This window comes from Mesoterricola sp. JemC181 (assembly GCF_055384585.1).
Genome location: NZ_AP045076.1, coordinates 4113285 through 4137220 on the forward strand (window position 1 = coordinate 4113285; position 23936 = coordinate 4137220).

Annotated in this window: 22 protein-coding genes; 9 read left to right on the top strand and 13 right to left on the bottom strand. The window is 68.3% G+C overall.

Annotation, left to right across the window (positions count from 1 at the left end):
- Positions 1–43 precede the first annotated feature (43 nt).
- Positions 44–1411, bottom strand: a complete 1368-nt coding sequence (murC, locus tag ACZ5MC_RS18095) for a UDP-N-acetylmuramate--L-alanine ligase (RefSeq protein WP_464516439.1) — start codon at positions 1409–1411, stop codon at positions 44–46.
- A 126-nt stretch (positions 1412–1537) separates the two neighbouring features.
- Between murC and ACZ5MC_RS18100 the strand changes: the two genes are divergently transcribed.
- A complete protein-coding gene (locus ACZ5MC_RS18100; RefSeq protein ID WP_306601882.1) occupies positions 1538–2404 on the top strand; it encodes a hypothetical protein in 867 nt (288 codons plus the stop codon).
- A gap of 13 nt (positions 2405–2417) precedes the next feature.
- Positions 2418–4202 (top strand): CocE/NonD family hydrolase, encoded by a 1785-nt coding sequence (locus ACZ5MC_RS18105; RefSeq protein ID WP_306601883.1) that lies wholly within the window; start codon positions 2418–2420, stop codon positions 4200–4202.
- A 15-nt stretch (positions 4203–4217) separates the two neighbouring features.
- On the opposite strand, the gene ACZ5MC_RS18110 is transcribed toward ACZ5MC_RS18105, so the two are convergent.
- From ACZ5MC_RS18110 to ACZ5MC_RS18145, 8 genes are all read right to left on the bottom strand, one after another.
- A complete protein-coding gene (locus ACZ5MC_RS18110) occupies positions 4218–4655 on the bottom strand; it encodes a transposase (RefSeq protein ID WP_464516440.1) in 438 nt (145 codons plus the stop codon).
- The gene (locus tag ACZ5MC_RS18115) at positions 4655–5341 is read right to left on the bottom strand and encodes a transposase (protein ID WP_464516441.1); all 687 of its coding nucleotides are present in this window, start codon (positions 5339–5341) and stop codon (positions 4655–4657) included. Before ACZ5MC_RS18115 ends, ACZ5MC_RS18110 begins: the two co-directional genes overlap by 1 nt.
- A gap of 69 nt (positions 5342–5410) precedes the next feature.
- Positions 5411–6514: a bifunctional diaminohydroxyphosphoribosylaminopyrimidine deaminase/5-amino-6-(5-phosphoribosylamino)uracil reductase RibD gene (gene ribD, locus ACZ5MC_RS18120; protein WP_464516442.1), complete on the bottom strand. Its 1104-nt coding sequence runs from the start codon at positions 6512–6514 to the stop codon at positions 5411–5413.
- Positions 6514–7764 (bottom strand): porin, encoded by a 1251-nt coding sequence (locus tag ACZ5MC_RS18125; protein ID WP_464516443.1) that lies wholly within the window; start codon positions 7762–7764, stop codon positions 6514–6516. The genes ribD and ACZ5MC_RS18125 overlap by 1 nt, the downstream gene beginning before the upstream one ends.
- A 36-nt stretch (positions 7765–7800) precedes the next feature.
- Positions 7801–9006, bottom strand: a complete 1206-nt coding sequence (locus ACZ5MC_RS18130; protein ID WP_464516444.1) for a bifunctional 3,4-dihydroxy-2-butanone-4-phosphate synthase/GTP cyclohydrolase II — start codon at positions 9004–9006, stop codon at positions 7801–7803.
- A gap of 74 nt (positions 9007–9080) precedes the next feature.
- Entirely contained in the window at positions 9081–9305 is a 225-nt protein-coding gene (locus ACZ5MC_RS18135; RefSeq protein WP_306601887.1) for a non-oxidative hydroxyarylic acid decarboxylases subunit D, read from the bottom strand.
- A 33-nt stretch (positions 9306–9338) separates the two neighbouring features.
- The gene (locus ACZ5MC_RS18140; RefSeq protein ID WP_464516445.1) at positions 9339–10817 is read right to left on the bottom strand and encodes a non-oxidative hydroxyarylic acid decarboxylases subunit C; all 1479 of its coding nucleotides are present in this window, start codon (positions 10815–10817) and stop codon (positions 9339–9341) included.
- Positions 10818–11012: 195 nt separating this feature from the next.
- Positions 11013–11897, bottom strand: coding sequence for a LysR substrate-binding domain-containing protein (locus tag ACZ5MC_RS18145; protein WP_306601889.1), 885 nt, complete (start codon positions 11895–11897; stop codon positions 11013–11015).
- A gap of 454 nt (positions 11898–12351) precedes the next feature.
- On the opposite strand from ACZ5MC_RS18145, the gene ACZ5MC_RS18150 reads away from it, so the two are divergent.
- The 4 genes from ACZ5MC_RS18150 to ACZ5MC_RS18165 all read left to right on the top strand — a co-directional run bounded on the left by ACZ5MC_RS18150 (position 12352) and on the right by ACZ5MC_RS18165 (position 17239).
- Positions 12352–13797: an SLC13 family permease gene (locus ACZ5MC_RS18150; protein WP_306601890.1), complete on the top strand. Its 1446-nt coding sequence runs from the start codon at positions 12352–12354 to the stop codon at positions 13795–13797.
- 67 nt (positions 13798–13864) lie between these two features.
- Complete coding sequence (locus tag ACZ5MC_RS18155; RefSeq protein ID WP_306601891.1) at positions 13865–14464, top strand: UbiX family flavin prenyltransferase; 600 nt, start codon at positions 13865–13867, stop codon at positions 14462–14464.
- Positions 14457–15767 (top strand): protoporphyrinogen/coproporphyrinogen oxidase, encoded by a 1311-nt coding sequence (locus tag ACZ5MC_RS18160; RefSeq protein ID WP_464516446.1) that lies wholly within the window; start codon positions 14457–14459, stop codon positions 15765–15767. Before ACZ5MC_RS18155 ends, ACZ5MC_RS18160 begins: the two co-directional genes overlap by 8 nt.
- Positions 15764–17239 (top strand): UbiD family decarboxylase, encoded by a 1476-nt coding sequence (locus tag ACZ5MC_RS18165; RefSeq protein WP_306601893.1) that lies wholly within the window; start codon positions 15764–15766, stop codon positions 17237–17239. Before ACZ5MC_RS18160 ends, ACZ5MC_RS18165 begins: the two co-directional genes overlap by 4 nt.
- A gap of 38 nt (positions 17240–17277) precedes the next feature.
- On the opposite strand, the gene ACZ5MC_RS18170 is transcribed toward ACZ5MC_RS18165, so the two are convergent.
- A complete protein-coding gene (locus tag ACZ5MC_RS18170) occupies positions 17278–18009 on the bottom strand; it encodes an ABC transporter ATP-binding protein (protein ID WP_306601894.1) in 732 nt (243 codons plus the stop codon).
- A gap of 208 nt (positions 18010–18217) precedes the next feature.
- Here ACZ5MC_RS18170 and ACZ5MC_RS18175 point away from each other — a divergent pair, with 208 nt between their 5' ends.
- Both ACZ5MC_RS18175 and ACZ5MC_RS18180 read left to right on the top strand, forming a co-directional pair.
- Positions 18218–18643 (top strand): MarR family winged helix-turn-helix transcriptional regulator, encoded by a 426-nt coding sequence (locus ACZ5MC_RS18175; protein WP_464516447.1) that lies wholly within the window; start codon positions 18218–18220, stop codon positions 18641–18643.
- Complete coding sequence (locus tag ACZ5MC_RS18180) at positions 18640–20196, top strand: DHA2 family efflux MFS transporter permease subunit (RefSeq protein WP_306601896.1); 1557 nt, start codon at positions 18640–18642, stop codon at positions 20194–20196. The genes ACZ5MC_RS18175 and ACZ5MC_RS18180 overlap by 4 nt, the downstream gene beginning before the upstream one ends.
- A 306-nt stretch (positions 20197–20502) precedes the next feature.
- On the opposite strand, the gene ACZ5MC_RS18185 is transcribed toward ACZ5MC_RS18180, so the two are convergent.
- Entirely contained in the window at positions 20503–21054 is a 552-nt protein-coding gene (locus tag ACZ5MC_RS18185; RefSeq protein ID WP_306601897.1) for a TetR/AcrR family transcriptional regulator, read from the bottom strand.
- Positions 21055–21137: 83 nt separating this feature from the next.
- Here ACZ5MC_RS18185 and ACZ5MC_RS18190 point away from each other — a divergent pair, with 83 nt between their 5' ends.
- Positions 21138–22073 (top strand): oxidoreductase, encoded by a 936-nt coding sequence (locus ACZ5MC_RS18190; RefSeq protein WP_464516448.1) that lies wholly within the window; start codon positions 21138–21140, stop codon positions 22071–22073.
- 77 nt (positions 22074–22150) lie between these two features.
- On the opposite strand, the gene ACZ5MC_RS18195 is transcribed toward ACZ5MC_RS18190, so the two are convergent.
- Both ACZ5MC_RS18195 and mltG read right to left on the bottom strand, forming a co-directional pair.
- On the bottom strand, positions 22151–22885 hold the full coding sequence (locus tag ACZ5MC_RS18195) for a TlyA family RNA methyltransferase (protein ID WP_464516449.1): 735 nt from the start codon (positions 22883–22885) through the stop codon (positions 22151–22153).
- Positions 22878–23897, bottom strand: coding sequence for an endolytic transglycosylase MltG (gene mltG / locus ACZ5MC_RS18200; protein WP_306601901.1), 1020 nt, complete (start codon positions 23895–23897; stop codon positions 22878–22880). Before mltG ends, ACZ5MC_RS18195 begins: the two co-directional genes overlap by 8 nt.
- Positions 23898–23936 lie beyond the last annotated feature (39 nt).

Genomic DNA, 23936 nt, shown 5'->3' on the forward strand with positions numbered 1-23936 from the left:
CAAGCCTGACGAGCGGCCCGCTGCGAAGCGGGCCGCTGCCGTTTCAGGGCAGGGCCAGGAAGGCGGGACCGGCGGTGGTGATGGTGCCGGCGCCCATGGTGATGACCAGGTCGCCCGCTTCCGTGAGCCCGTCCAGGACCTTGGCCAGGTCGTCCACCCGGGGCACGTAGCTGGCGTCCCGCTGGCCGTGGGCCAGGATGGCGTCCACGACCGAGCGGCCCGTGAGCCCGGGGATCGGCGGCTCGCTGGCGGCGTAGATGTCGGTGACCAGCACCACGTCCGCGTCGAAGAAGGCCCGGCCGAACTCCTCCAGGAGGGCCTGGGTGCGGGAATAGCGGTGGGGCTGGAAGGCCACCACGATGCGCTTGTCGGGGAAGCCCTTGCGGGCGGCGGCCAGGGTCGCGGCGATCTCGGTGGGGTGGTGGCCGTAGTCGTCGATGACCGTGACCCCCTTGCGCTCGCCCTTCTTCTGGAAGCGCCGGTCGGCGCCGGTGAAGCTGGCGAGGCTGGCGCGGATGACGTCCCGCTCCACGCCCAGTTCCAGGGCCACGCCGATGGTGGCCAGGGCGTTGAGGACCATGTGGTGGCCGGGGACCCCGATGGAGAACTCCCCGAGATCCTCCCCGAAGGCCCGCACCCGGAAGAGGGCGCGCCAGCCCTCCATGCGGATATCCAGGGCGCGGATGTCCACCTGGGGGTTGGTGCCGTAGGTGCGCACCTGGCGCTTGAGGCGGGGCCGCAGCATGGCCACGTTGGGGTCGTCCATGCACACGAAGACCGAGCCGTAGAAGGGCACCTTGTTCCCGAACTGGGAGAAGGCGTCCATGATCTCGGCCAGATCCTTGTAGTGGTCCAGGTGCTCCCGGTCCACGTTGGTGATGACGCCGATGGTGGGGGACAGGAGCAGGAAGCTGCCGTCGGACTCGTCGGCCTCGGCCACCAGGAAGGGGCCCTTGCCCAGCTTGGCGTTGCTGCCGATGGCGCCCAGCTTGCCGCCGATGACGATGGTGGGGTCGATGCCGCCCTGGCTGAGCACCTGGGCCACCATGCTGGTGGTGGTGGTCTTGCCGTGGGAGCCGGCGATGGCGATGCCGTACTTCATGCGCATGAGCTCGGCGAGCATCTCGCCCCGGGGGATCACGGGGATCTTGGCGGCCCGGGCGGCCACCACCTCGGGGTTGTCGCCCTTCACGGCGCTGGAAATCACCACAACCTGGGCGCCCTCGATGCATTTCGCATCATGCCCGACGGCCACCTGGACCCCCAGGCCGGAAAGGCGCTGGGTGACCGCGCTCTCCTTGAGGTCCGAACCGCTCACCTGGTAGCCCAGGTTCACGAGCACCTCGGCGATGCCCGACATCCCGATGCCGCCGATGCCCACGAAATGGATATGCTGGATTTTCCCGAACACCTTCGACTCCCTGCAGATATATTCCAGGATACCTTCAAGGGGCGTAAACCAAGGCCCCCAACCGAGGATCTTTTACCCCGGAACCGCTCGATGGCGACATCCGATTCCCCATCCAGGGAGCAACCCATGCGAACCGCAGCCCGCCCCGCACTTGCCGTTCTCGCCCTGGCCCTGGCCGGAAGCGCCCTCCTGGCCCAGAAATCCGGCCCAGCCACGGAAAGGCGCACCATGGAGCCCCGGTCCATGCCCAGCCCGCCCCCGGCCCCGGCCCCGCCCGCGTCCCAGGACACCCGGACCTTCACGCCCGGCGCGCAGCGCGGGGAGGGCGGAGCCCACCGGGGATCCCACCCCGGCGTGCAGCACACCGTCCCCCGCGGCATGGTCCGCGTCGACCGCCCCAGGACCTTGCCCCCCCCGTCGTCGTCCCAGGTCCTGATCCCCCGGGCCACCCCCAGGGTCAGGCTGTGGCCGGAGACCTCGTACTGGCAGACCCGGGACATCATGGGAGAGATCCAGCACATGGCCCGCAGGGGCTTCATCCCCGTGACCGCCGGGGGCGAAGCGGAGGAGATCGTCGGGTCGTCCTACTTCCCGGCCGGCTGGAGGGCCTACGCCTTCGTGGTCCCCGGCAAGCAGAAGCTCCACGTGCGGCTCCACCACTCCAACGAAGGCTGGTTCCGCCTGGCCATGGTGGACCGGTGGGGCCAGCTGCGCGAAGGCATGCTCCAGAACCTGATCCCCACGGGCAACCCCGAGGTCTCCTACACCAACCCGGTGGACCTGGCCAACACCGTCTACGTCATCGTGGACGACCCGGGCTGGATGGCCACGAAGGAGAACCCCTTCACCCTCAAGGTGGACCGCAGCTGGGATCCCAAGGCGACTCCGGCGCCAGCGCTGCCGGCGGTCATGGGCATCTGGGCCCAGGCCAAGCTCGAGGTGAAGGAGCCGACCCCCGCGGACACCGAAGCGGCCAAGGCCCCCGCCCCATGACGGCGGGCAGGGCATGAGGCCCTGGCTCCCCCTGCTGGCCCTGGCGTCCCTCCAGGCCCCGGCCCAGGGCGTGCCCTGGATCCGGGACCACTACGTCAAGCGCGAGGCCATGGTGCCCATGCGGGACGGCGTGCGGCTGTTCACGGCCATCTACACGCCCCGCGCGGCGCAGGGGAAGCTGCCGGTCCTCATGGAGCGCACCCCTTACGGGGCCGGTCCCTACGGCGAGGACACCTTCCCGGACACCCTGGGGCCCTCGGAGCTCTTCGCCCGCGAGGGCTTCATCTTCGTCTACCAGGACGTGCGCGGGCGCATGCGCAGCGAAGGGACCTTCGTGGACCTGACCCCGGTGCTGGACGGCGCGGGGGTGGACGAGGCCACCGACACCCGCGACACCGTGGACTGGCTGCTGAAGAACGTGCCCTCCAGCGGCAGGGTGGGCCAGTGGGGCATCAGCTACCCGGCCTTCTACGCCGCCGCGGCCCTGGCGGGGGCGCACCCCGCCATGAAGGCCGTCTCGCCCCAGGCCCCCATCGCCGACTGGTTCGCGGGGGACGACTTCCACCGGAACGGGGCGCTCTGGCTGCCCCACCTCTTCAACTTCATCGCCGATTTCGGCCGCCCCCGTCCGCATCCCACGGAGAAATGGCCCACGCCCTTCCGGCACGGCACCCGGGACGGCTACGCCTTCTTCCTGGCCATGGGACCCCTCACGGGGGCCAACGAGCTTTACCTCAAGGGGGGCATCCCCTTCTGGAACGACGTGATGGCCCACGGCACCTACGACGCCTTCTGGAAGGCCCGCGACCTGCGGCCCCACCTCAAGGACGTCCGCCCCGCCGTCCTCACCGTGGGGGGCTGGTTCGACGCGGAGAACCTCTTCGGCACCCTTCAGGTGCACAAGACCCTGGACCGCCAGAGCCCCGCCACCGACCACCGGCTGGTCATGGGCCCCTGGTTCCACGGGGGCTGGGGCCGGAGCTCCGGGGAGCGCCTGGGCGGCGTGGAGTTCGGTTCGGCCACCTCCACGTTCTACCAGGCCCGCATCGAATTCCCGTTCTTCATGCACCACCTCAAGGACGCGCCCGACCCCCACCTTCCCGGGGCCTACGTCTTCCAGACCGGGTCCAACGCCTGGCGCCGGTTCTCGAGCTGGCCGCCCCAGGAAGCCAGGCCCGTGAGCCTCTGGTTCCAGGCCGGGGCCCGCCTGGGTTTCAAGGGCCCCGGCCCGGAGGGCGCCGCGTCCTACGTCAGCGACCCCGCCCACCCCGTCCCCTTCTGGGACGGGGTGGACATCGGCATGCCCAAGGAGTACATGACCGCCGACCAGCGCTTCGTGGACGGCCGGCCCGACGTGGCCACCTTCAGCACGGCCCTCCTGGAAGGCGACCTTCCGGTGGCCGGCCCCGTCCGGGCCGACCTCTGGGTCACCACCACCGGCACCGACGCCGACTGGGTGGTCAAGGTCATCGACGTGCGCCCCGACGGATGCGAACAGCTGGTGCGGGGCGAGGTCATGCGCGGGAAGTTCAGGAACAGCTTCGAGCGCCCCGAGCCCTTCGTCCCCGGCCGGCCCACCCGGGTGGCCTTCGCCCTCAACGACGTGTGCCACACGTTCCTCAAGGGCCACCGCCTGATGGTCCAGGTGCAGAGTTCCTGGTTCCCCCTCATGGACCGCAACCCCCAGGTCTTCACCGACATCTACCACGCCAAGCCGGAGGATTTCCGGAAGGCGGAGCAGCAGATCCTGGTCGGGGAGAAGCATCCCTCAAGGCTGGTGCTGGGCGTGCTGCCTTAGAGGGTGTCTGCAAATTCACGCGGCCACATCTCCAAACCGCTGAACAAGCAAACGAATGAGGGCAACCTCAATCCAGGCCAAGCTGCTGGCCACTGTTGCCTCGAACTCCTTGGACAGCCTTCGATACCGGCCAAGCCATGCGAAGGTCCTTTCCACGACCCACCGATGGTGCAGGGCCTGGAAGGCTGGAACGTTCACCACGGGCTCTTCCCCTTCCGAGGCCCACACCCATTGGATGCCTTCCCCGGGACGTCTGGTGATCTCAAGCGCGATCCCGGCCTCCCTGCATGCCTTGTCAACTCGGTCGTATGCGAATCCGCTGTCGCCCCAGATCAAGGCCAGGCGTGCATCTCGGCGCTTGGCTTCCGCAATGACAGGTAGGCTTCCGTCACGCTCCTGGACAGAGGCAGGCTGAATCTGGATTGCCACGGGCAAGCCCAGCGTATCCACCACTACGAACCTTTTGCGCCCCTTGACTTTCTTGCCCGCGTCGAAACCCCGGGGCCCCCCTTTTCGGTCGTCTTGACCGATTGACTATCTATGGCCCCTGCGCTGGCCAGTGGATCCCGTTGGGCCCTTTCTCTCCAGAGATGGTGCAGACGGTCGTAGACGCGGCCCAGCAGTCCGGAATCACGTGCGCGCGCGAAGAATGCGTATACAGCCTTGTAGGAAGGGTAGTCGGCAGGCAGCATGCGCCAGGGAGCACCACTCCTCACAAGATAGAAAACGGCGTCCCACATCATTCGCCGGTCATGGTCCGAAGGGCGCCCACGACCGCCCTGCCGCTCGACGAGGGGCTCGAGCGCTTCCCATTCATAATCCGTCAGGCTCGACGGATATAAGCCAGGCGAGGGCTCGCGACGATGCACGGGACGGTAACGCGTTTCCGAGGCCTCAGGTGATGGCGCGGGAGCCACAATCATTTTCTTTGCCGCGACCTTTGAAAAGCCCAGCCGGGCCAAGCCGCGGGAAACTGCCATGGGCGAATACTGCTTCCCGTTCAACTGCTCCATGTGGGCTGCCAAGGCCCTGAGGGTAAGGCGTGGATCCGCCATGATGAGCGCCCGAAGTCTTTCGAGGTCCTCTTCGGTGAACGATGGTGGACGTCCTCCCTTGTCCTTGCTTTCCCCTTTGGTCATGCGCACCTCCAGGCCTACATAGGTTTCGCATGGTTTCGGGGAAAGTCAAGTTATTTTGCAGACACCCTCTTAGGGCCGGTTCAGGACCTCCCAGGTGCCGCCGGGGATCGCCACCCTGAGCCGGGTCCGGCCCGCCCAGCGCAGCACCGGGTCCTTGAACAGCGGCAAGGCCGGGCCTTCCCGGCGGAACCGGTGGAACTCGTCCACCAGGTCCAGGGCCAGGAGGCTGCGGGCCAGGTCCCCGCCCCCCTCGAAGAGGACCCTGCCGGCGCCACGGGCGGCCAGGTTCCGCAGGAGGCCGTCCAGGCTGAGGCCGTTGGGCCCGGGACCGGGGCGGAGGTCCTCCACGCCCTGCAGGGGGAGGGCGGCGTCCAGGGTGGCGCGCAGGACGGGCTGGTGGTCCAGGGGCCGCCATACCCGGCGGAAGGGGTCGAGGCTGGCGCCGGCGTCGAGCACCACGCGCCTCAGGAGGCGGTGCGGAGGGGCGGGGACGGGCCAGCCGTCCCGGAGGCTCGGGTCCCGCACTTCGGCCGTCCTGCGTCCGATGACCACGGCCTCCGCGCAGCGGCGCACGGCCTGGCCGATGTGCTTCACGGGAGGCGGGCGGTCCCCGGGATCGAGGATGAAGGACACCCAGGGCAGCCCGGTGCCGATGAGCTTGAAGAAGGGTGCGTGGAACGCCGCGCAGGACGGTCCCAGGACGCCCACGGTGACCTGGACGCCCCGGTGCCTCAGGAGGGCGATGCCGCCGCCGTCCACGCGGGGATTGGGGTCCCTGACGCCCACCACCACCCGCGCGAGCCCCGCCTTCAGCAGGGCCGCGGTGCAGGGCGGCGTCCTGCCCTGGTGGCAGCAGGGCTCGAGGGTCACGTAGGCCGTGGCCCCCTGGGCGGTCTCCCCCCGGGCCTCTGCGTCGGCCAGGGCCGCGACCTCGGCGTGGGGGCCTCCGGCCCGGAGGTGGGTTCCGGTTCCGATGACCCGGCCCCCGCTGACGATGACGCACCCCACGGGCGGATTGGGGCTGGCCAGCCCCACGCCCTCCTGGGCCGCGGCCAGGGCCATGGCCATGAACCTGGCGTCCCCTTCAAGCCCCGAGGGATCGGGCCAGGGCCCCCCGGTGGCGGCGCTCCAGAGGAGCGCCGCCTCGCGGGGGGCCAGGGCGCCCGCGTCCATCAGAACGCGTAGAGCAGGCCCATGCCGAAGCCCTTGGTGCTGGCGCCGGGGGCGACGGTGCCCGGGGAGGGGAACACCGCGTAGGAGGCGGAGCGGTCGTTGTTCATGCCGTAGTAGGAAACGAAGAGGTCCGCCGCCCTGCTGAGCGAATAGGTATAGCCCAGCGAGAACTGCCGCCCGGCGAGGCCGTCGGTGGAGGCGGAGGCGCCGCCGACCTTGGTGCAGCTGCCGGCCGAGGCCTGGCCGAAGGACGCGAAGAGCTGGTGGGGCCCGAAGCGCTGCTGGACCAGCGCGTACCAGGCGGTGCGCTTGTACTGGTTGACGTTGCCGACCACGGTGTCGTTCGTGTCGTAGGTGAGGTTTTCGACGATGCCCGAGATCTTGGTGCCCGTGGAGAAGGTCCAGGACGCCACGAGCTCCTGCCCCTCGTCGTGGGAGGAGGCGTTGGTCAGGGTCGCGCCGGCGGCGCCGCCCAACTGGGAGAGGCCGAAGTAGTCGTTGTGGCGCTCGTAGCCCAGGCTCACCACCAGCGGGCCGCTGCGGTAGGACACCAGGCCCGACAGGATGTCCGGGCTGATGGAGGGCGCGGTGGGGGAGGCCACGGTCCGGCCCTCGTTGACGGAGTAGGCGAGGCGGAAGCTGAGCCCGCTCATGTCGGGGCTCCAGTACTGCACGCTGTTGCCCTGCCGGCGGTTGAAGGCGGCGTCGGCCTTGCCGTTGATGCGGCCGGTCTGGGTGGTGGTGCCGGGGACGTTGAAGCCGGGGCTGGTGGTCAGGGCGTTGTCGAAGGGGCTCAGGCCGCGCAGGGGGCCCACGGCCAGGAGGGGGAACTTGTAGGGGGTGTCCCAGTTGCCGTAGAAGACCGTGCCCCACGCGCCCTCCAGGCCCAGGCGGCTGTTGCGCCCGGCCAGGGTGTTGGGGGCGTCGCCGTCGGGGCTCACGGCGCTCTCGATCTGGAAGATCACCTTGAGATCGCCGCTGACGGGCAGGGAGCCCCGGAAGCCCAGGTTCGAGGTGCCCGAGGTGATGCGGTTGCGGGAGGGCAGGTTGATGCCGGTGTAGGCCGAGGCCGGCACGAGGCTCGCGCCGCCGGTGGCCGGGGACAGTCCCGGGGCGGTGGCGCCGGAGGTCTGCACGTTGTCCAGGAAGGGCAGCAGGGTGCCGTAGATCTGTACGGGGCCGGCCTGGGCGAAGACCAGGGCGGGGAAGGCGCAGGCTCCCGCCAGGCAGGTTGCGATTCGCTTGTTCATGGGGTTTCCTCTCGGTTGTCTCGTTGGGGGGCGGGGCTACACCATGCTCAGAAGGTGCCCCATCTTCCGCTTCTTGGTGAGGAGGTACCGGACATTGCTCGTCCTCGACGCCACTTCGATGGAGACGCGCTCCACCATGCGCAGCCCGTACCCCTCCAGGCCGATGATCTTCTTGGGGTTGTTCGTCATGAGCTTCATCTCGACCACGCCGAGGTCCCGGAGGATCTGGGCGCCGACCCCGTAGTCGCGGAGGTCGGCCTTGAAGCCGAGCTTCTCGTTGGCCTCCACGGTGTCCATGCCCTTGTCCTGGAGCTCGTAGGCCTTGATCTTGCTGCCCAGGCCGATGCCACGGCCCTCCTGGCGCATGTAGAGGACGATTCCCGAGCCTTCCTCCTCGATGAGCCGCAGCGCGGCCTGGAGCTGTTCGCCGCAGTCGCAGCGCATGGAACCGAAGGCGTCCCCCGTCAGGCATTCGGAGTGGACCCGCACCAGGACGGGCACCGAGGGATCGATCTCCCCCTTCACCAGGGCGATGTGGGTCTTTCCGCTGACCCCGTCCAGGTAGGCGATGGCCCGGAAGTCCCCGCCGACGCGCAGGGGCATGGAGGTCTCCCCGAGGCGGGTGATGCTCCGCTCGTTGCGCAGGCGGAAGGCGATGAGGTCCTGCACGGAAATGATCCGCAGGCCGTGGACGGCGGCGAAGACCTCCAGGTCCGGCATGCGGGCCATGGTGCCGTCCTCGTTCATGATTTCGCAGATCACCCCGGCCGGGGCCAGGCCGGCCAGGCGCGCCAGATCGACGGATCCCTCCGTCTGGCCCGTCCGCACCAGCACGCCTCCGTCCTTGGCGATGAGGGGAAACACATGGCCCGGATGGACGAGGTCCTCGGGGACCGCATGGGCGTCGACGGCCGCGCGTATGGTCGTGGCGCGGTCGAAGGCGGAAATGCCGGTCGTGACCCCTTCCCGGGCCTCGATGGAGACGGTGAAGGCCGTCTGGAAGGGCGAGGAGTTGTCGGAGACCATGGGAGCGAGGCCCAGCGAGGCGGCCTTCTCCCGGGTGAGGCTCAGGCAGACCAGGCCCCTGCCGTGCGTGGCCATGAAATTGATGGCCTCGGGCGTGACGTGCTCGGCGGCGAGGGTGAGGTCGCCCTCGTTCTCGCGGTCCTCGTCATCCACGAGGATGACCATCCTTCCGTTCCGGATGTCCGCGATGGCATCCTCGATGCGCGACAGTGTCATGGGCTTGGGCCTTTATTGCTGGTGGCGGGGGCAGGGGGGCCGGAAGCCCCCCTGCCCTGCCGGGTCGTACGTTCCTAGGCCTTGAGGGGCGGAACGGGGGGGATCACGAGCATGTTGGGGATGCTCTCGGGCTTGATCTTGAACTTGGCGTTGTAGCGCTTGGGATCGGTCTTGTCAGGCGTCTCGGTGGAGCGCCAGGAGTAGGTGCAGGTGTTGCAGATGTACATCTCCCAGGCGTTCCCCACGGGGGATTTCGTCAGGAGTTCGACCTTGTCGGTGTCGCAGCGCGGGCAGATCATGGTGGATCCTTTCGGTTCACGGTTCGGAATGGGTTACTTGCGGGCGGCCTTCACGAGCTGGGAGATGATCTCCTCCCACTTCGCGGTGCCGGCGGGGGGCGTCAGGAGCTCGGTCTCGCGGGAGACGATCTCGGGGGCCTTGGGGGTGGTGGCGTCGATGATGAGCTTGTTGTGCATGCCCGGGGGGTTGGACGACGGATCGAGGGGCATGCCGGGGCAGTTCTTGATGATGCTGACGTCCTTGTCGGGATCGACGCGGGTCGTCATGGCCCACATGACCTGCTCGAGGTTGAACGGATCGACGTACTCGTCCACGACGATGATGATCTTGTTGTAGGCCATCCCGTGCGGGGTGGTGAGCAGGCGCATCGCGACGGCCTTGCCGAACCCGCCGAAGCGGACCTTGGTGGAGACGATGACGCCGATGCCGTGGGTGTACATGGCGTTCACGGCCTGCACTTCGGGGAAGGTGTCCTTGAGCATCTTGTAGAGGGGCACCGACGTGTTCAGCGCCATGAGGTAGTCGATCTCCGACCAGGGGATGCCCAGGTAGAGGTTCTCGAAGACCGGGTTCGCGCGGTAGGAGATGGCGGTGATCTTGACCACGGCCTGGAGGCGCGCGCCGGAGTAGGAGCCGGGGAACTCGCCGAAGGGGCCTTCGCACTCGCGCACGCGGGGCTCGATGTAGCCCTCGATGCAGATCTCGCAGCCGGCGGGGATCTCGAGGCCCAGGGTGGCGGACTTGGTGATCTCCATGGGCACGCCGTTGTTCAGGGCGCCGACGTAGTCGTACTCGGACTGGTCGTAGCGGATGGGCGTGGAGGCCATGAAGGTGGTGATGGGGTCGCAGCCCAGGCAGATGGCGATGGGCACGGGCTTGTTGAGGGCCTCGGCCTTGCTCAGCTGGATGCCGATGTCATGGAACGGCAGGGCCTGGATGCCCAGCTTGTCCTTGCCCTTGACCTGCATGCGGTAGGTGCCGAGGTTGGTCTTGCCGTAGCTGGTGGGATCCTCGGGGTCCGCGGAGACGATGCAGGCCTTGGAGAGGAAGCAGCCGGAGTCGTAGGTGTTGATGCGGTAGAGGGAGATGATGTCGAAGATGTTGATGTTCTCGGTGACGGTGTTCTCGTTCACCGGGGCGTTGGTCACGCGCTTGGGGCCGACGGGGTACATGTCCCAGCGGCGGGACAGTTCGAGGAACTGCTCCTTGACGGGCGTGTCCTTGTCCATGCCCATCATGAGGGCGTGGTTGGCCCAGCTGCCGTGGACGTTGGTGACGACGGGGTTCGCGTAGCCCTTGACCTTCTCGAAGAGCACGGCGGGGCCGTTCTTCAGGTTGGCCGAGGCGCGGCCGGCGGCGCCGATCTCCTCGGGGTCGACCTCGTCCTTGATGCGCACCAGCTGGCCTTCGGCCTCGAGGGTGACCAGGAACGAGCGGAGATCGTGGTAGGCCTTGGTGCTGCCCGTCTTTCCGGACGGGACCTGGATGTCTTTCAAACCGGCTTCTGACATTGAAGGTTCTCCAATTCTGGCGGTTGGTAGATGAGGTGATCCGAGTTTCAGCGAATGCTCCCCCTGGATCTCCGGGGGCCCTCCTGGGATTCCAGCCCTGCTGTTCATGGATGCAGGACCAGAATTCTCCGGAGCGCCGGGAGCGTCCAATACATATTTGCTGACCAAATGATCGTCAATTACGATCAACCGCGTTCAGCGCGGGAAGAGCTCGCCCAGCTCCGTGATGAACTTGTGGAGCAGCGGCGAAACGTTGTCGCTGCGCCACACCGCGCTCACGGCGATCTCCGGGCGGGGCTCCGCCAGCGGCCGGTAGATGACGCCCTTGATCTGGATCGCCTTGAAGGATTCCGGGACCAGCGCGATGCCGAGGTCCGCCCCCACGAGCATGAGGCCCGTCTGGATCATGCGAACGCACTGGATGTTCGCGGGCTTCACGCCGGCCTTCCGGTACGCGTCCGCCACCGTCTCGTAGTAGCCCCGCCGGGGATGGCGCGAGGGCGTGATGATCGTCTCGTCGACCAGGTCCCTGATATCGACGTGGTCCGAGGCGGCGTAGGGAGGCCTGTCGGGAAGGGCGGCGATGAGGGGCTCCCGGCAGATCTCGAGCACGCCGAAGCCTTCGTCGAGGACTTCCGAGATGGTGATGCCGATGTCCAGCTGACCCCGGGCCAGTTCCTCCATCTGCTCGCCGGGGCCCAGCTCGCGCAGTTCCAGCTGCGCGGCGGGGATCACCTCCTTGAAGTGCTTCAAGGTCGCCGGCAGCACCTTCATCGCCGCCGTGCTGATGAAGCCGATGGCGACCATGCCGGCGTCGCCCCGGCCCACGCCCCGGGCCTCGTGGACCGCCATGCAGGCGTTGTCCGCCATCACCCGCGCGCGGGCGTAGAACACCCGGCCCGCGGCCGTGAGCGCCACATTGCGGTTGTTGCGCTCGAAGAGGAGGGTGCCGATCTCCTCCTCGAGCTGGTGGATCGCCTGGCTGAGGGCCGGCTGGGCCACATGGACCCGCTCCGCGGCCTTGCGGAAATGGAGTTCCTCCGCCGTGGCGATGAAATATTTGAGTTGCCTGAGTTCCATGGCTCACCATCTCGCCGTGAAGCGGGTGTTGGAGGGGCTTGGACTGCTATTCCCCATTCCTTTCATTTCGACTTTCCGGAACGTTTCATCATAGGACACGCAGGTCGTCTTATGGCAAAGGGAGGGTCGATAGATATTTTGTATCAATCACCCATCCAATTTGTATTGGACGCATTTCGGGCGGGCGGCCATGTTGCCATACATACCCGGATTCCCGGGAGGAAGAAGATCCTCTCCCCGATTCAAGACTCATGCGCCTTCCGCGTGGGCCGGAATCGCGGTCTGGACCCTTGCTGCTCGATTGGAGCGCGCCGCGCACAACCCTCCGCGCCGGCCGCAGCTTGAAAGGAAGTACCGGTTCCCCGGGGACACCGTTCATGGATGCACAACTTGAACCGTTCCCGGCGCCGCCCGTAAAGTCCCTTTCCCCCCAACTCATCCAAGGAGTCCCATCGTGGCCAATGAGCCCACAACGGCCGGAGCGCCGCCAGCTCCGCCCTCGTTCTTCACCCGCTACAAACGGGAAATCGGCGCCCTCCTCGGCATCTTCGTGTGCCTCCTGGTGTGGTTCGCCATGCCCGCGGGCCCCGCCCTCACCCCCGAAGGCCGCAAGTGCCTCGCACTCAGCCTCCTGGCCGTCATCTGGTGGGCCATGGGGGTGGCCCACCCGGGCTTCACGGCCCTGTTCCTCCTGCTGTCCTGGGTGCTCACCAAGGCGGCTCCGCCCGCGGTCGTCTTCCGCCTCTGGACGACGCCCCTGATCTACATCGTCGTCGGAGGCTACATGATCGCCGCGGCCGTGGAGAACTCCGGCCTGGGCAAGCGCATCGCCTACAACTTCATCCTGAAGTACGTGAACAGCTTCACCAGCATCGTGGCCTCGGGCTACATCCTGGGGCTGATCCTCAGCTTCATGATCCCCCACCCCTGGCCCCGCTCCTTCATGATCATGGCCGTCATGGGCATCATCATCAAGGCCACCAAGCTCGAGCCCAAGTACGCCGCCTCCATCGGCCTGTCAGTCTTCGCGGGCTCGGTCCCGATCTCCATGATCCTGCTCACCGGCGACAGCGCCATCAACGTCGTGGCCATGAACTACGCCGGCATGGAGGCCAGCTGGCTGAAGTGGGCGCTCTACATGGGCGTCCCCGGCGTCATCGCCAGCCTCCTCACCTTCTTCATGCACGTCACGATCTTCAAGGCCCCCAAGGACTTCAAGATCCAGAAGGAGGAGATCCGCGAGCAGCTGAAGGGCCTGGGCGCCATGAACCGCGCCGAGAAGGTCGTCATCACCTGGGTCTCCATCGCCATCCTGTTCTGGGCGACGGACTTCCTGCACCACATCCACCCCGGCTGGATCGCCCTGGGCGCCGGCATCATGCTGAGCATGCCCACCGTGGGCGACGTCCTCAAGGCCCCGGACTGGAACAAGTTCGGCCTGGGCACCCTGTTCTTCCTCACCGCGGCCCTGGGCATCGGCACCGTGGGCGGCGTGACGGGCATGAACAAGTGGCTGGCCGGCGTCCTCCTGCCCAGCACGGTACCCAGCAACATCTACGTGCTGGCCCTCATGGTCACGGTCTTCGCCATCCTCATCCACATGTGCCTGGGCAGCGTCCTGGCGGTGATGGGCATCGTCACGCCCACCATCGTGGCCTTCACGGCGGCGTCGGGCCTCAACCCGCTGGTTCCCGCCCTGCTGGTCTACACCGCGGTGGGCATGCACTTCGTGCTCCCCTTCCACCACATGAACGTGCTGGTGGGTTCCGGGGGCGAGACCGGAGGCAAGTACACCGACATGGAAGTGGTCAAGTTCGGCATCCCCATGACCGCCATCGTCCTCTTCACGACCGTCTTCGTGGAGATCACCTGGTGGAAGATCATCCACCTGATCAAGTAGCAATCCGGACACCGGCGTCCCCCGGGCCCCTGGGCCCGGGCGGACGCCCCTTGCGAAGAGCCTCCCCATGGAAACCTCCGAGAAGAAACGCCTCGTCGTGGGCATCAGCGGCGCCAGCGGCGCGATCCTGGGCATCGACCTGCTGAAGGTCATGCAGGGCTTCCCCGACTGGGAGACCCACCTGGTCGTCTCCAATGGCGGCCGGCGCACCATCGCCCACGAGACCCCCTACAGCATGGAGGAGGTGGCCGCCCTGGCCACGCGCATGCACCCCATCGAGGACGTGGGCGCCCTCGTGGCCAGCGGCACGTTCAAGACCGCCGGCATGGTGGTGGTGCCCTGCAGCATGAAGACCGTGGCCGGCATCGCCACGGGCTACTCCGAGAACCTGCTCCTGCGCGCGGCCGACGTGGTCATCAAGGAGCGCCGCAAGCTCGTGCTGGTGGCCCGGGAATCGCCGCTCAGCCCCGTCCACCTGCGCAACATGCAGGCCGTGACGGAAATGGGCGTGATCCTCCTGCCGCCCGTGCTCACCTTCTACAACCATCCCACGTGCATCGAGGACATGACCCGCCACATCGTGGGCAAGTGCCTGGATGTCTTCGGCCTGGAAATGCCCAGGTTCAGGCGCTGGGACGAGGAACTCACCGCCGCCTCCAATGGGTAGCACCTGGATCGTCCTGGGGGGCGGGATCTCCGGCCTCCTCGCGGCGTGGCACCTCCAGCGCCAGGGCCGGGACGTGGAGCTGTGGGAGGCCTCCGGGGCGCCGGGAGGCTTCGCGCAGACCCTGCCCTGGCCCGGGCCCTTGGACGAGCCGGGCTTCCTGGAGCGCGGGCCCCAGGGTCTGCTGGTCTCCAAAGGCAGCGCCCTCCAGGACCTCCTGGCGGAACTGGGCGTGAAGGTCCTGGCCAAGGCCCCGCGCGGGCCCCGCTGGCTGGGCCGGGACGGAAGGAGGCACGCGAGCCCCGCGTCGCTTTCCGGACTCCTGCATGCCCCCGGCCTCTCCCTGGCGGAGAAGCTCCGCATCTTCGCCGAGCCCTTCATCCCCCCCGGGGGAAGGGAGGACGACACCCTTCAGACCTTCTTTGCCCGCCGCGTGGGCGCGGGGTTCGCCCGGGAGCTCCTCCCGGCCCTGGTGGCCGGGGTCCTGGCGGCGCCGCCCCAGCGCATCGGCATGGACGCCATGCCCCGGCTGAAGCGCATGGAGGCCCTGGGCGGCCTGTTCCGCGGCGGGCTCGCCCTGGGCCCGGAGAAGACCGTGCACCTCGCGGGAGGCACGGGGGCCCTGGCCCGCGCCCTGGCCGCCAACCTCCGCGGCCTGAAGCTCGACTGCCCGGCCCGCGCCCTGGAGCCCCTCCCCGGGGGCGGCTGGCGGGTCCGGGGCGACGGCGTCTCCCGGGACGCCGCCCAGGTGGTGCTTGCCGTTCCCGGCGGGACCGCCTCCGAACTCCTGGCGCCCCTGGCCCCGGACGCCGCGCGGATCCTGGCGGGCCTGGACCGCCTGGACCTCACGGTGTGGCACAGCCGGCATCCCGCCGTTCCCGGCTGGGAGCGGGGCATGGGCCTCCTGGTCCATCCTCCGGAGGGGCGCGGGCTCATGGGCGTGATCTCGCTGGCCGCGGACGACCCCCGCGGCGTCCCCGGCCTCACGCAGCTGCGCACCTACGTCGGGGGCGCGTTCCCCACGGATCCGGCCCTGGGGCGCTGGCCCGGCGTGTTCGACGAGCTTCGCCGCTGGCTTCCGGAACTGACCGGTCCCGTCCAGGTGCGTCCCGAGCACACCCCCCGGGCCTTCAATCTGCTGGGCCCCGGCCACCGGGAGCGCGCGGCGCGCGTCCTCGACGGCCTTCCTCCGGGCCTCCACTGGCTGGGCTCGGCCCGGTCCGGCCCCAGCCTCAAGGATCTTGCCCAGGCCATCGGGGCCTGGGCCGGCGACCTCCCCACCCACCTTCAAGGAGAAATGGCATGACCCCCGCAGCAACCGTCACCACCGTCCACGACCTCCGCTCCGCCCTGGACCTGCTCCAGGAGCACGAAGGCCAGCTCATCCAGACCGACGTCGAGGTCGACCCCAACGCCGAGCTCTCGGGCGTCTACCGCTACATCGGGGCGGGCGGCACCGTCATGCGGCCCACCAAGCTCGGGCCCGCGATGATCTTCAACACCATCAAGGGCTACCCCGGCCACCGCGTCGCCATCGGCCTGCTCGCCGACCGCAAGCGCGTGGCCCTGCTCCTGGGCACCACCGTGGACCGGCTGGGCGCGCTCCTCTGCGGCGCCCTGGACAAGCCCATCGCCCCCACCGTCGTCAAGGCCGGCGGCGCCGTGTGCCAGGAGGTGGTCCACAGGGCCACCGACCCCGGCTTCGACCTCCGCACCCTCGTCCCCGCCCCCACCAACACCCCCGAGGACGCCGGCCCCTTCATCACCATGGGCCTGTGCTACGGCAAGGATCCCGAGAACGGCCAGGAGGACGTGACCATCCACCGCCTCTGCGTCCAGGGCAGGGACGAGATCTCCATGATGTTCGTCCCCGGGCGGCACCTGGACGCCTTCCGCATCAAGGCGGAGAAGTCCGGCAAGCCCCAGCCCATCTCCATCAGCATCGGCCTGGACCCCGCGGTGTACGTCGCCGCGTGCTTCGAGGCCCCCTCCACGCCCCTGGGCTTCAACGAGCTGGGCATCGCCGGAGCGCTGCGGGGCAAGGCCGTGGAGGTGGTGGAGTGCCTCACGGTGGACGCCAAGGCCATCGCCCACGCCGAGATCGTCATCGAGGGCTTCCTCCAGCCCGACGTTCGCGTCGTGGAGGACCAGAACAGCCACACCGGCAAGGCCATGCCCGAGTTCCCCGGGTACAACGGCCCCGCCCACCCGAGCCTGCCCGTCATCAAGGTCACGGCCGTCACCCACCGGATCAACCCCATCATGCAGACGGCCATCGGCCCCTCCGAGGAGCACGTGAACCTGGCGGGCATCCCCACCGAGGCCTCCATCATCACCATGGTGGGCCGCGCCCTGCCCGGCTTCCTGCAGAACGTCTACGCCCACCCCTCGGGCGGCGGCAAGTACCTCGCCATCCTCCAGGTGAAGAAGGCCGTGCCCTTCGACGAGGGCCGCCAGCGCCAGGCCGCGCTCCTGGCCTTCTCGGCCTTCTCCGAGCTCAAGCACGTGATCCTGGTGGACGAGGACGTGGACCCCTTCGACACCAACGACGTGCTGTGGGCCATGACCACCCGCTTCCAGGCCGACGCCGACGTGGTCGCCATCCCCGGCGTGCGCTGCCACCCCCTGGACCCCTCCCAGACCCCCGAGATGAGCCCCTCCATCCGCGGCAAGGGCATCACGTGCAAGGCCATCTTCGACTGCACCGTGCCCTTCGAATTGAAGGCGAGGTTCCAGCGGGCGCAGTTCATGGACGTCGACTACAAGCGGTTCCTGTAGGCAGGAAACGGGCCGCCCCAGGGCGGCCCGTTCTCCTTTCAGATCCTCAGGTTCGCCAGGTGCTGGGCGCTTGAGATGGGCTCGTTGGGCTCGTCGTGGATGACCTGTCCGTCCAGGAGCTTGATGATGCGGTGGGCGTGGCGGGCGATGTCCTCCTCGTGGGTCACCAGGATGATGGTGTTGCCCTTCTGGTAGAGCTCCTCGAACAGCGCCATGATCTCCACGCTGGTGCGGGTGTCGAGGGCGCCGGTGGGCTCGTCGGCCAGGAGGATGGAGGGATTGTTCACCAGGGCCCTCGCGATGGCCACGCGCTGGCGCTGGCCGCCGGAGAGCTGGTTGGGCATGTGGTCGGCGCGGGGCCCGAGGCCTACGGCCTCCAGGGCCTGGAGGGCCTGCGTGTGCCGCTCCTTGCTCTTCACGCCGCCGTAGATGAGGGGCAGCTCGACGTTCTGCAGGGCGGTGGTGCGGGCCAGGAGGTTGAAGGTCTGGAAGACGAAGCCGATCTCCTCGTTGCGGATCTTGGCGAGGTCATCGTCGGTCATGGCCGAGGCCAGCTTCCCATTAAGCTCGTAATGACCGGCCGAGGGTGTATCGAGACACCCGATGACATTCATCATGGTGGACTTGCCGGACCCGGAGGGGCCCATGATGGCCACATATTCCCCGCGGTGGATGTCCAGGGAGACGCCGTCCAGCGCGCGAACCTCCATGTCCCCCATCTGGTAGTACTTCTTGATGTCCTTGAGCCGAATGAGGGGGGAGTCTGTCATGAACAACCTCAGGAAGGGCCGTGCCTCGTGAAATGATGCTCTGGTGGGGCCTGCCCCACAATGGGTCTTCGGGACTGTGCCTATCGGGTTTAGACCCGGGTTCCGGCCATCTGTTTAAGGATAGCGGGGATTGGCCGTAATCGATGGTTGACTCGAACCACCAATTCCCTAAAATGGTTGTCATAGTCAACCATCTCCGGGGCCTGCCATGGAAATCGAGCAGATCTGCAGGGTGTTCGGCGTGCTCCACCGGCACTCGCTGGACCACATCGCCGGCTTCGCCCGGGAGCTGGGCATCAGCGCGGTGGACTGCATCTTCCTGCTGTTCGTCTTCGCCAACGAGGGGATCAACCAGGAACAGCTTTCGGCTCTCCTGACCATCGACAAGTCCGCCACCGCCAAGGCCATGAAGTCCCTGGAGCGGGCCGGCTACATCCAGCGGACCCAGTCGAGCCAGGACAGGCGCGCCAAGAACGTCTTCTCCACCGGAAAGGCCCGGGGCATCCAGCCCCTGATCAAGGCGGACCTCAGGGCCTACATGGAGGCCGTCACCCGGGAGGTGAGCCCCGGGGACCTGGACATCACCCTGCGGACCATCGAAGCCGTCACGAACCGGCTTCCGGCCAGGCCATGAGTGCCCCGGGCGGGTCCTACAAGTGGCTCGTGGGCTTCACGTGCCTCCTGGGCATCTTCATGGAGGTGCTGGACACCTCCGTGGCCAACGTGGCCCTCTCCAACATCCAGGGCTCCTTCGCCGCAGGCACCGACGAGGTGACCTGGGTCATCACCAGCTACCTGGTGGCCAACGCCATCATCCTGCCCATCACGGGCTGGCTCGGCAACTTCTTCGGGCGCAAGCGCCTCTACCTGACCTGCCTGGGCATCTTCACCCTGGCCTCGCTGGGCTCGGGGGCCGCCCAGTCCCTGTCCTTCCTGATCTTCATGCGGGTGGTCCAGGGCCTGGCCGGGGGCGCCATGGTGCCCTTGTCCCAGGCCATCACCTTCGAGGCCTTCCCCTCCGAGGAGCAGGGCTACGCCGCCGCCATCTACGGCATCGGCGCCATCTGCGGCCCCATCCTGGGCCCTCTGCTGGGGGGCTGGATCACGGACAACTGGTCCTGGCCGTGGATCTTCTACATCAACATCCCGGTGGGCCTCGTGGCCTTCGTGGCGGCCATGGCCTTCGTGAAGGACCCTTCCTACCTGGAGAAGCCCAAGGGCCGGGTGGACTACTGGAGCCTGCTGTTCATCGCGGTGGGGCTGGGGTGCCTGGAGCTCTTCCTCAACCGGGGCGAGCGCTACGACTGGTTCGCCAGCACGATCGTCCAGGTCTTCCTGGGCCTGGCGGTGCTGGGCATCGCGCTCTTCATCTGGCGCTCGCTGACGGCCGAGAACCCCCTGGTGGACCTGCGGATCTTCCGTCTGCCGGAGTTCTCCGGCGGCATGGCCCTCATCTTCGTGGCGGGCATGGGCATGTACGGCACGTTCATCTGCGTGCCCATCTTCGTGCAGACCTTCCTGCACTTCACGCCCACCTGGGCGGGCATCGTGCTGGCCCCGGCGGGCGCGTGCTCCATGCTCGCCATGGCCCTGGCGGGCTTCCTCGTGGGCAAGGTGCACGTGCGGATCCTCGTGGGCGCCGGGTTCGTGAGCATGAGCGCGGGGGTGTGGCTCCTCACCCGCATCAGCCTCTCCACGGACGTGGCCTTCCTGGCCCTGGCCATGTGCATGTTCGGCTTCGGCATGGGCCTCGTCCTGGTGCCCATCGGCAGCGAGTCCATCCGGCGCATCCCGCCGCAGCTGGTGGGCACGGCCACGGGCATGTTCAACCTCATGCGCAACGAGGGCGGCAGCGTCGGCATCGCCCTGTGCACCACGGTGCTGGCCCAGCGGGCCCAGTTCCACCATGCGCGCCTCGCCGAGCACGTCACGATGTTCAACCCGGGTCTGCAGCAGCGCGGCGTGGCGCTGGTGCGGGGCTTCTTCCCCAAGGCCGGCCTCGACCCCGCCTCCATGCCGGGACTGGCCGCGGGCCTGGTGGGCGCGGAGGTGAACCGCCAGTCCTACCTCCTCAGCTTCATCGACATCTTCGCGTTCCTGGCGGCGTCGCTGGCCGTGGCCCTGCCCCTGGTGCTGCTCATGCGGCACTTCAGGAGCGACGGCAAGCACCGCCCCATGGTGCACTGAGCCCGGATTCTGCAGTTGAAGTCCCAGGGCCCAGATTTGTAGGCGGTCTCCACCCCAGCACCCGCTGTCGAGGCGAAATGGAGGAGACGAATGGCGGGTGAGGAAATCCCTTTTTCATCCCCGGCTGGTTCTTTTGGGCGGTGTGAACCGGCGCGTCTGGGCTCGGCTTCGAACCAAGGCCTCGGCTGCATCAAGCGATTGATCGTGGACCGTCGGAGCACGACCTGGCGCCCCCGCCGGCCCCATACGGCCGCGCAAGTGAAAAGGGTGTTCCGGAGCGTCTGCTGAAAGGAAGGCCCCCTCTGACTACTGGATCGTGAGAGTCAGCAGGGTGTCGAGCATGCCCCTCAGCTCGTCCACGTCCCGCGCCTCGGCCTTGAAGCCCCTGGCGGAGGCCGCCAGCACGCGGGCGATGCCCGCCAGCGCCGCGTCGTCCCGGGCCTCGAGGGCGGAGACCCGCCGGAGGATGGGGACCAGCAGGGCCTCGAAGGCTGCGAAGCCCTTGGCCTTCACGTCCTCGGCGAAGGCCAGGCCGCAGCTGGCCAGGTCCCGGGCGTCGGGCGAACCCTGCATCATCCGGAAGGGCTGCACGATCCAGCACTCGAAGGCGAAGCGCAGCTGCTCCAGGGGGGTCGGGCGCTCAGGGAGGCCCCGCTCGATCTCCGCCAGGGTCCGGGCCATGAATTCGGCCATGGAGCTCTCGAAGACCTTCTCCTTGTTGCAGAACCGCAGGTAGAGCGCGGGCCGGGAGATGCCGGCGGCCTCGGCGATGTCGCCCATGGTGGTGCGGCGGAAGCCGTAGCGCACGAAGACGGAGGTCGCGGCCTCGATGATCTGCTGGTCCCTTTCTTTGCCCATATCCCAGGGTTGACATTTTTTGGAGAAATGTCAACCTTGGTCGTGATGACAATTTTCGTCAAATCGTCAAGAAAGGACAAACCATGACTTCCAAGGGAATTCCCCAGGCCTGGGGCGTAGCGGACATCCCCGACCAGACCGGCCGGGTGGCCCTGGTGACCGGCGCCAATTCCGGCACCGGCCTGGAGGCCGCCAAGGCCCTGGCGGGCCGCGGCGCCCACGTGATCCTCGCCTGCCGCCGGCTGGAGCGGGCCCTGGGCGCCGAGCAGTCCATCCTCGCCGCCCACCCCGGGGCCTCCCTGGAGCGCGTGGAACTGGACCTGAGCTCCCTGGACTCGGTGGGCGAGGCCGCCCGCACCGTGCTCAAGCGCCACGGCAGGCTGGACCTCCTCATCAACAACGCCGGCGTGATGATCCCCCCCTTCAGCCGCACCTCCGAAGGCTTCGAGCTGCAGTTCGGCACGAACCACCTGGGCCACTTCGCCCTCACCGGCCACCTGCTGCCCCTGCTCCGGGCGACCCCGGGCTCCCGGGTGGTGACCATGAGCAGCGGCGCCCACAAGTTCGGGCGGATCCGCTTCGAGGACCTGCAGTTCGCCCGGGGCTACAAGGCCTGGGCCGCCTACGCCCAGTCCAAGATCGCCAACCTGATGTTCACCTTCGAACTCCAGCGGCGCCTGGCCCGGGCCGGGAGTTCCACCCTGGCGGTGGCGGCCCACCCCGGCTGGTCCCGCACGGAACTCCAGCGGCACGCCACGCGCAACCCCTTCATGCGCTTTTTCATGACCACGTTCGGCGCCTTCCTGAGCCAGGACGCCGCCCAGGGGGCCCTGCCCCTGCTCCGGGCCGCCGTGGACCCGGAAGCGGCGGGGGCGGCCTACTACGGCCCCGCCGAATATGCCGAGATGGTCGGCGCGCCCGTGCGGGTCAGGCCCAGCGCGCGCGCCGTGGACGAAGAGGTCCAGGGCCGGCTCTGGAAGATCTCCGAGCGGCTCACCCAGGTCGCGTACCCCGTCTAGGAGGCAGGCGATGATCCGGGTCGCACGGGACGGAAGCCCCTTGGCCAGGCTGGAAGTGCGGGACATCCGGCAGGCGCTCAGACCCGCCTGAGGTGCAGCAGGAACTCCTTGTTCCCCTCCCCCCCCAGGATCGGGCTCACGTCCCACGCCAGCGGCCTCAGCCCGCTCTCCAGGAAGAAGTCCCAGATCTCCCGCTTCACCCGCCCGTGCACCTCGGGGTCCCTCACGATGCCGCCCGAGCCCACGTCGTCCCTTCCCGCCTCGAACTGGGGCTTCACCAGGAGGATGGCGTCGGCGCCGGGGGCCAGCGACGGGAGGATGGGCGGGATGGCCAGGCGCAGGGAGATGAAGCTGAGGTCGGCCACCAGGAGGGAGCAGGGCTCGGGCACGAGGGCGGGGTCCCACAGGCGGAGGTTCACCTGTTCCATGGAGACGACCCGGGGGTCGCTGCGGAGTTTCCAATGGAGCTGGTTGGTGCCCACGTCCACGGCGTAGACGCGGGTGGCGCCCCGCTGGAGGAGGCAGTCCGTGAATCCGCCGGTGGAGGCGCCGGCGTCGAAGCAGACGCGGCCTTCGGGGTCCACCCGGAAGGCCTCCAGGCCATGGGCCAGCTTCAGGCCGCCCCGGCTGACGAAGGGGAGGGCCTCGCCCCGCAGGCGCAGGACGGCCTCCTCGGCCACCAGGGCGCCGGCCTTGGTGACGGGGCGGTCGTCCACCAGGGCGTCGCCGGCCATGATCCGCGCGGCGGCCTTGCTGCGGGTCTCGCAGAGGCCCCGCTGCACCAGGAGCAGATCCAGGCGTGTCCTAGCCATGGAGGGCCATCGCCTTCTTCTGGCGTTTGACTTCCTTGCGGTAGACGCCCACGTTGCGGTTGTGCTCGGCCAGGCTGGGGGCGAAGGAGTGGCCGCCCCTGCCGGTGGCGACGAAATAGAGGTCCCTGCCCATCTGGGGGACCTTGGCGGCCTCGATGGCCGCGGCGCTGGGGATGGCGATGGGGGTGGGGGGCAGGCCGCCCACGGTGTAGGTGTTGAAGCGGCTGGCGCGGTGGATGTCCTCGGGGGTCGGGGCCGTGAACCGCAGGTCCCCGGAGGCCCACCTCGCGTAGAGCGACGTGGGGTCGCACTGGAGACGCATGCCGATCTTCAGGCGCTGGGCGTAGACGCCGGCGACCTTGGTGAGCTCCTCGGGCAGGCGGGTCTCCTTTTCGGCAAGGCTGGCGAGGATGAGCGTCTGGTAGGGCGGCAGGGCACCTCCCTCCAGGCTTGGCAGCACCTTGTCCCGGAAGGCCTCGGCCATGGCCAGGAGGATCTCCTCGGGCTCCTGGGCGTGGTTGACGCGGTAGGTGGCCGGGGCCAGCAGCCCCTCCAGGGTCTCCGCCTCGGGGAAGCCGGCCGTCTTCGCCAGGCGGGGGCTCTTCCACAGGGTCCAGAAGACGTCTTCGGGCACGAAGTCCCGGAGGCGGCGCTGGATCGCCCAGCCGTGGGCCCCCACGGGGAGGACGATGTTGGTGTAGTGGATGTCGGCCCGCTTGAGCTTTCCGGCCACGTCGGCCAGGGACGCCCGGGGTTCGATGGTGTACTCGCCCCGGATGAGCTGGAGCTTGCGGGCCCGGGCCCAGAGCTTGAAGAGGGCGGCGCTCCGGATGAGGCCGTCGCGCTCCATCTGGTCGGCCAGGGCGTCCACCGTGGTGCCCCGCTTCACCAGGAGCATGGACTGGGCGACCAGGGGACCCTGGCGCTTCCAGAGCCAGAGGCCCGACAGGGGCAGCAGGGCCAGGAGGGCCACTGCGGCGGCAAGACGGGTGGAAGTGCGGGATCGGGCCATGGTTCCAGCCTAGGAGGAAATCCGTCGCCATGCCATGGA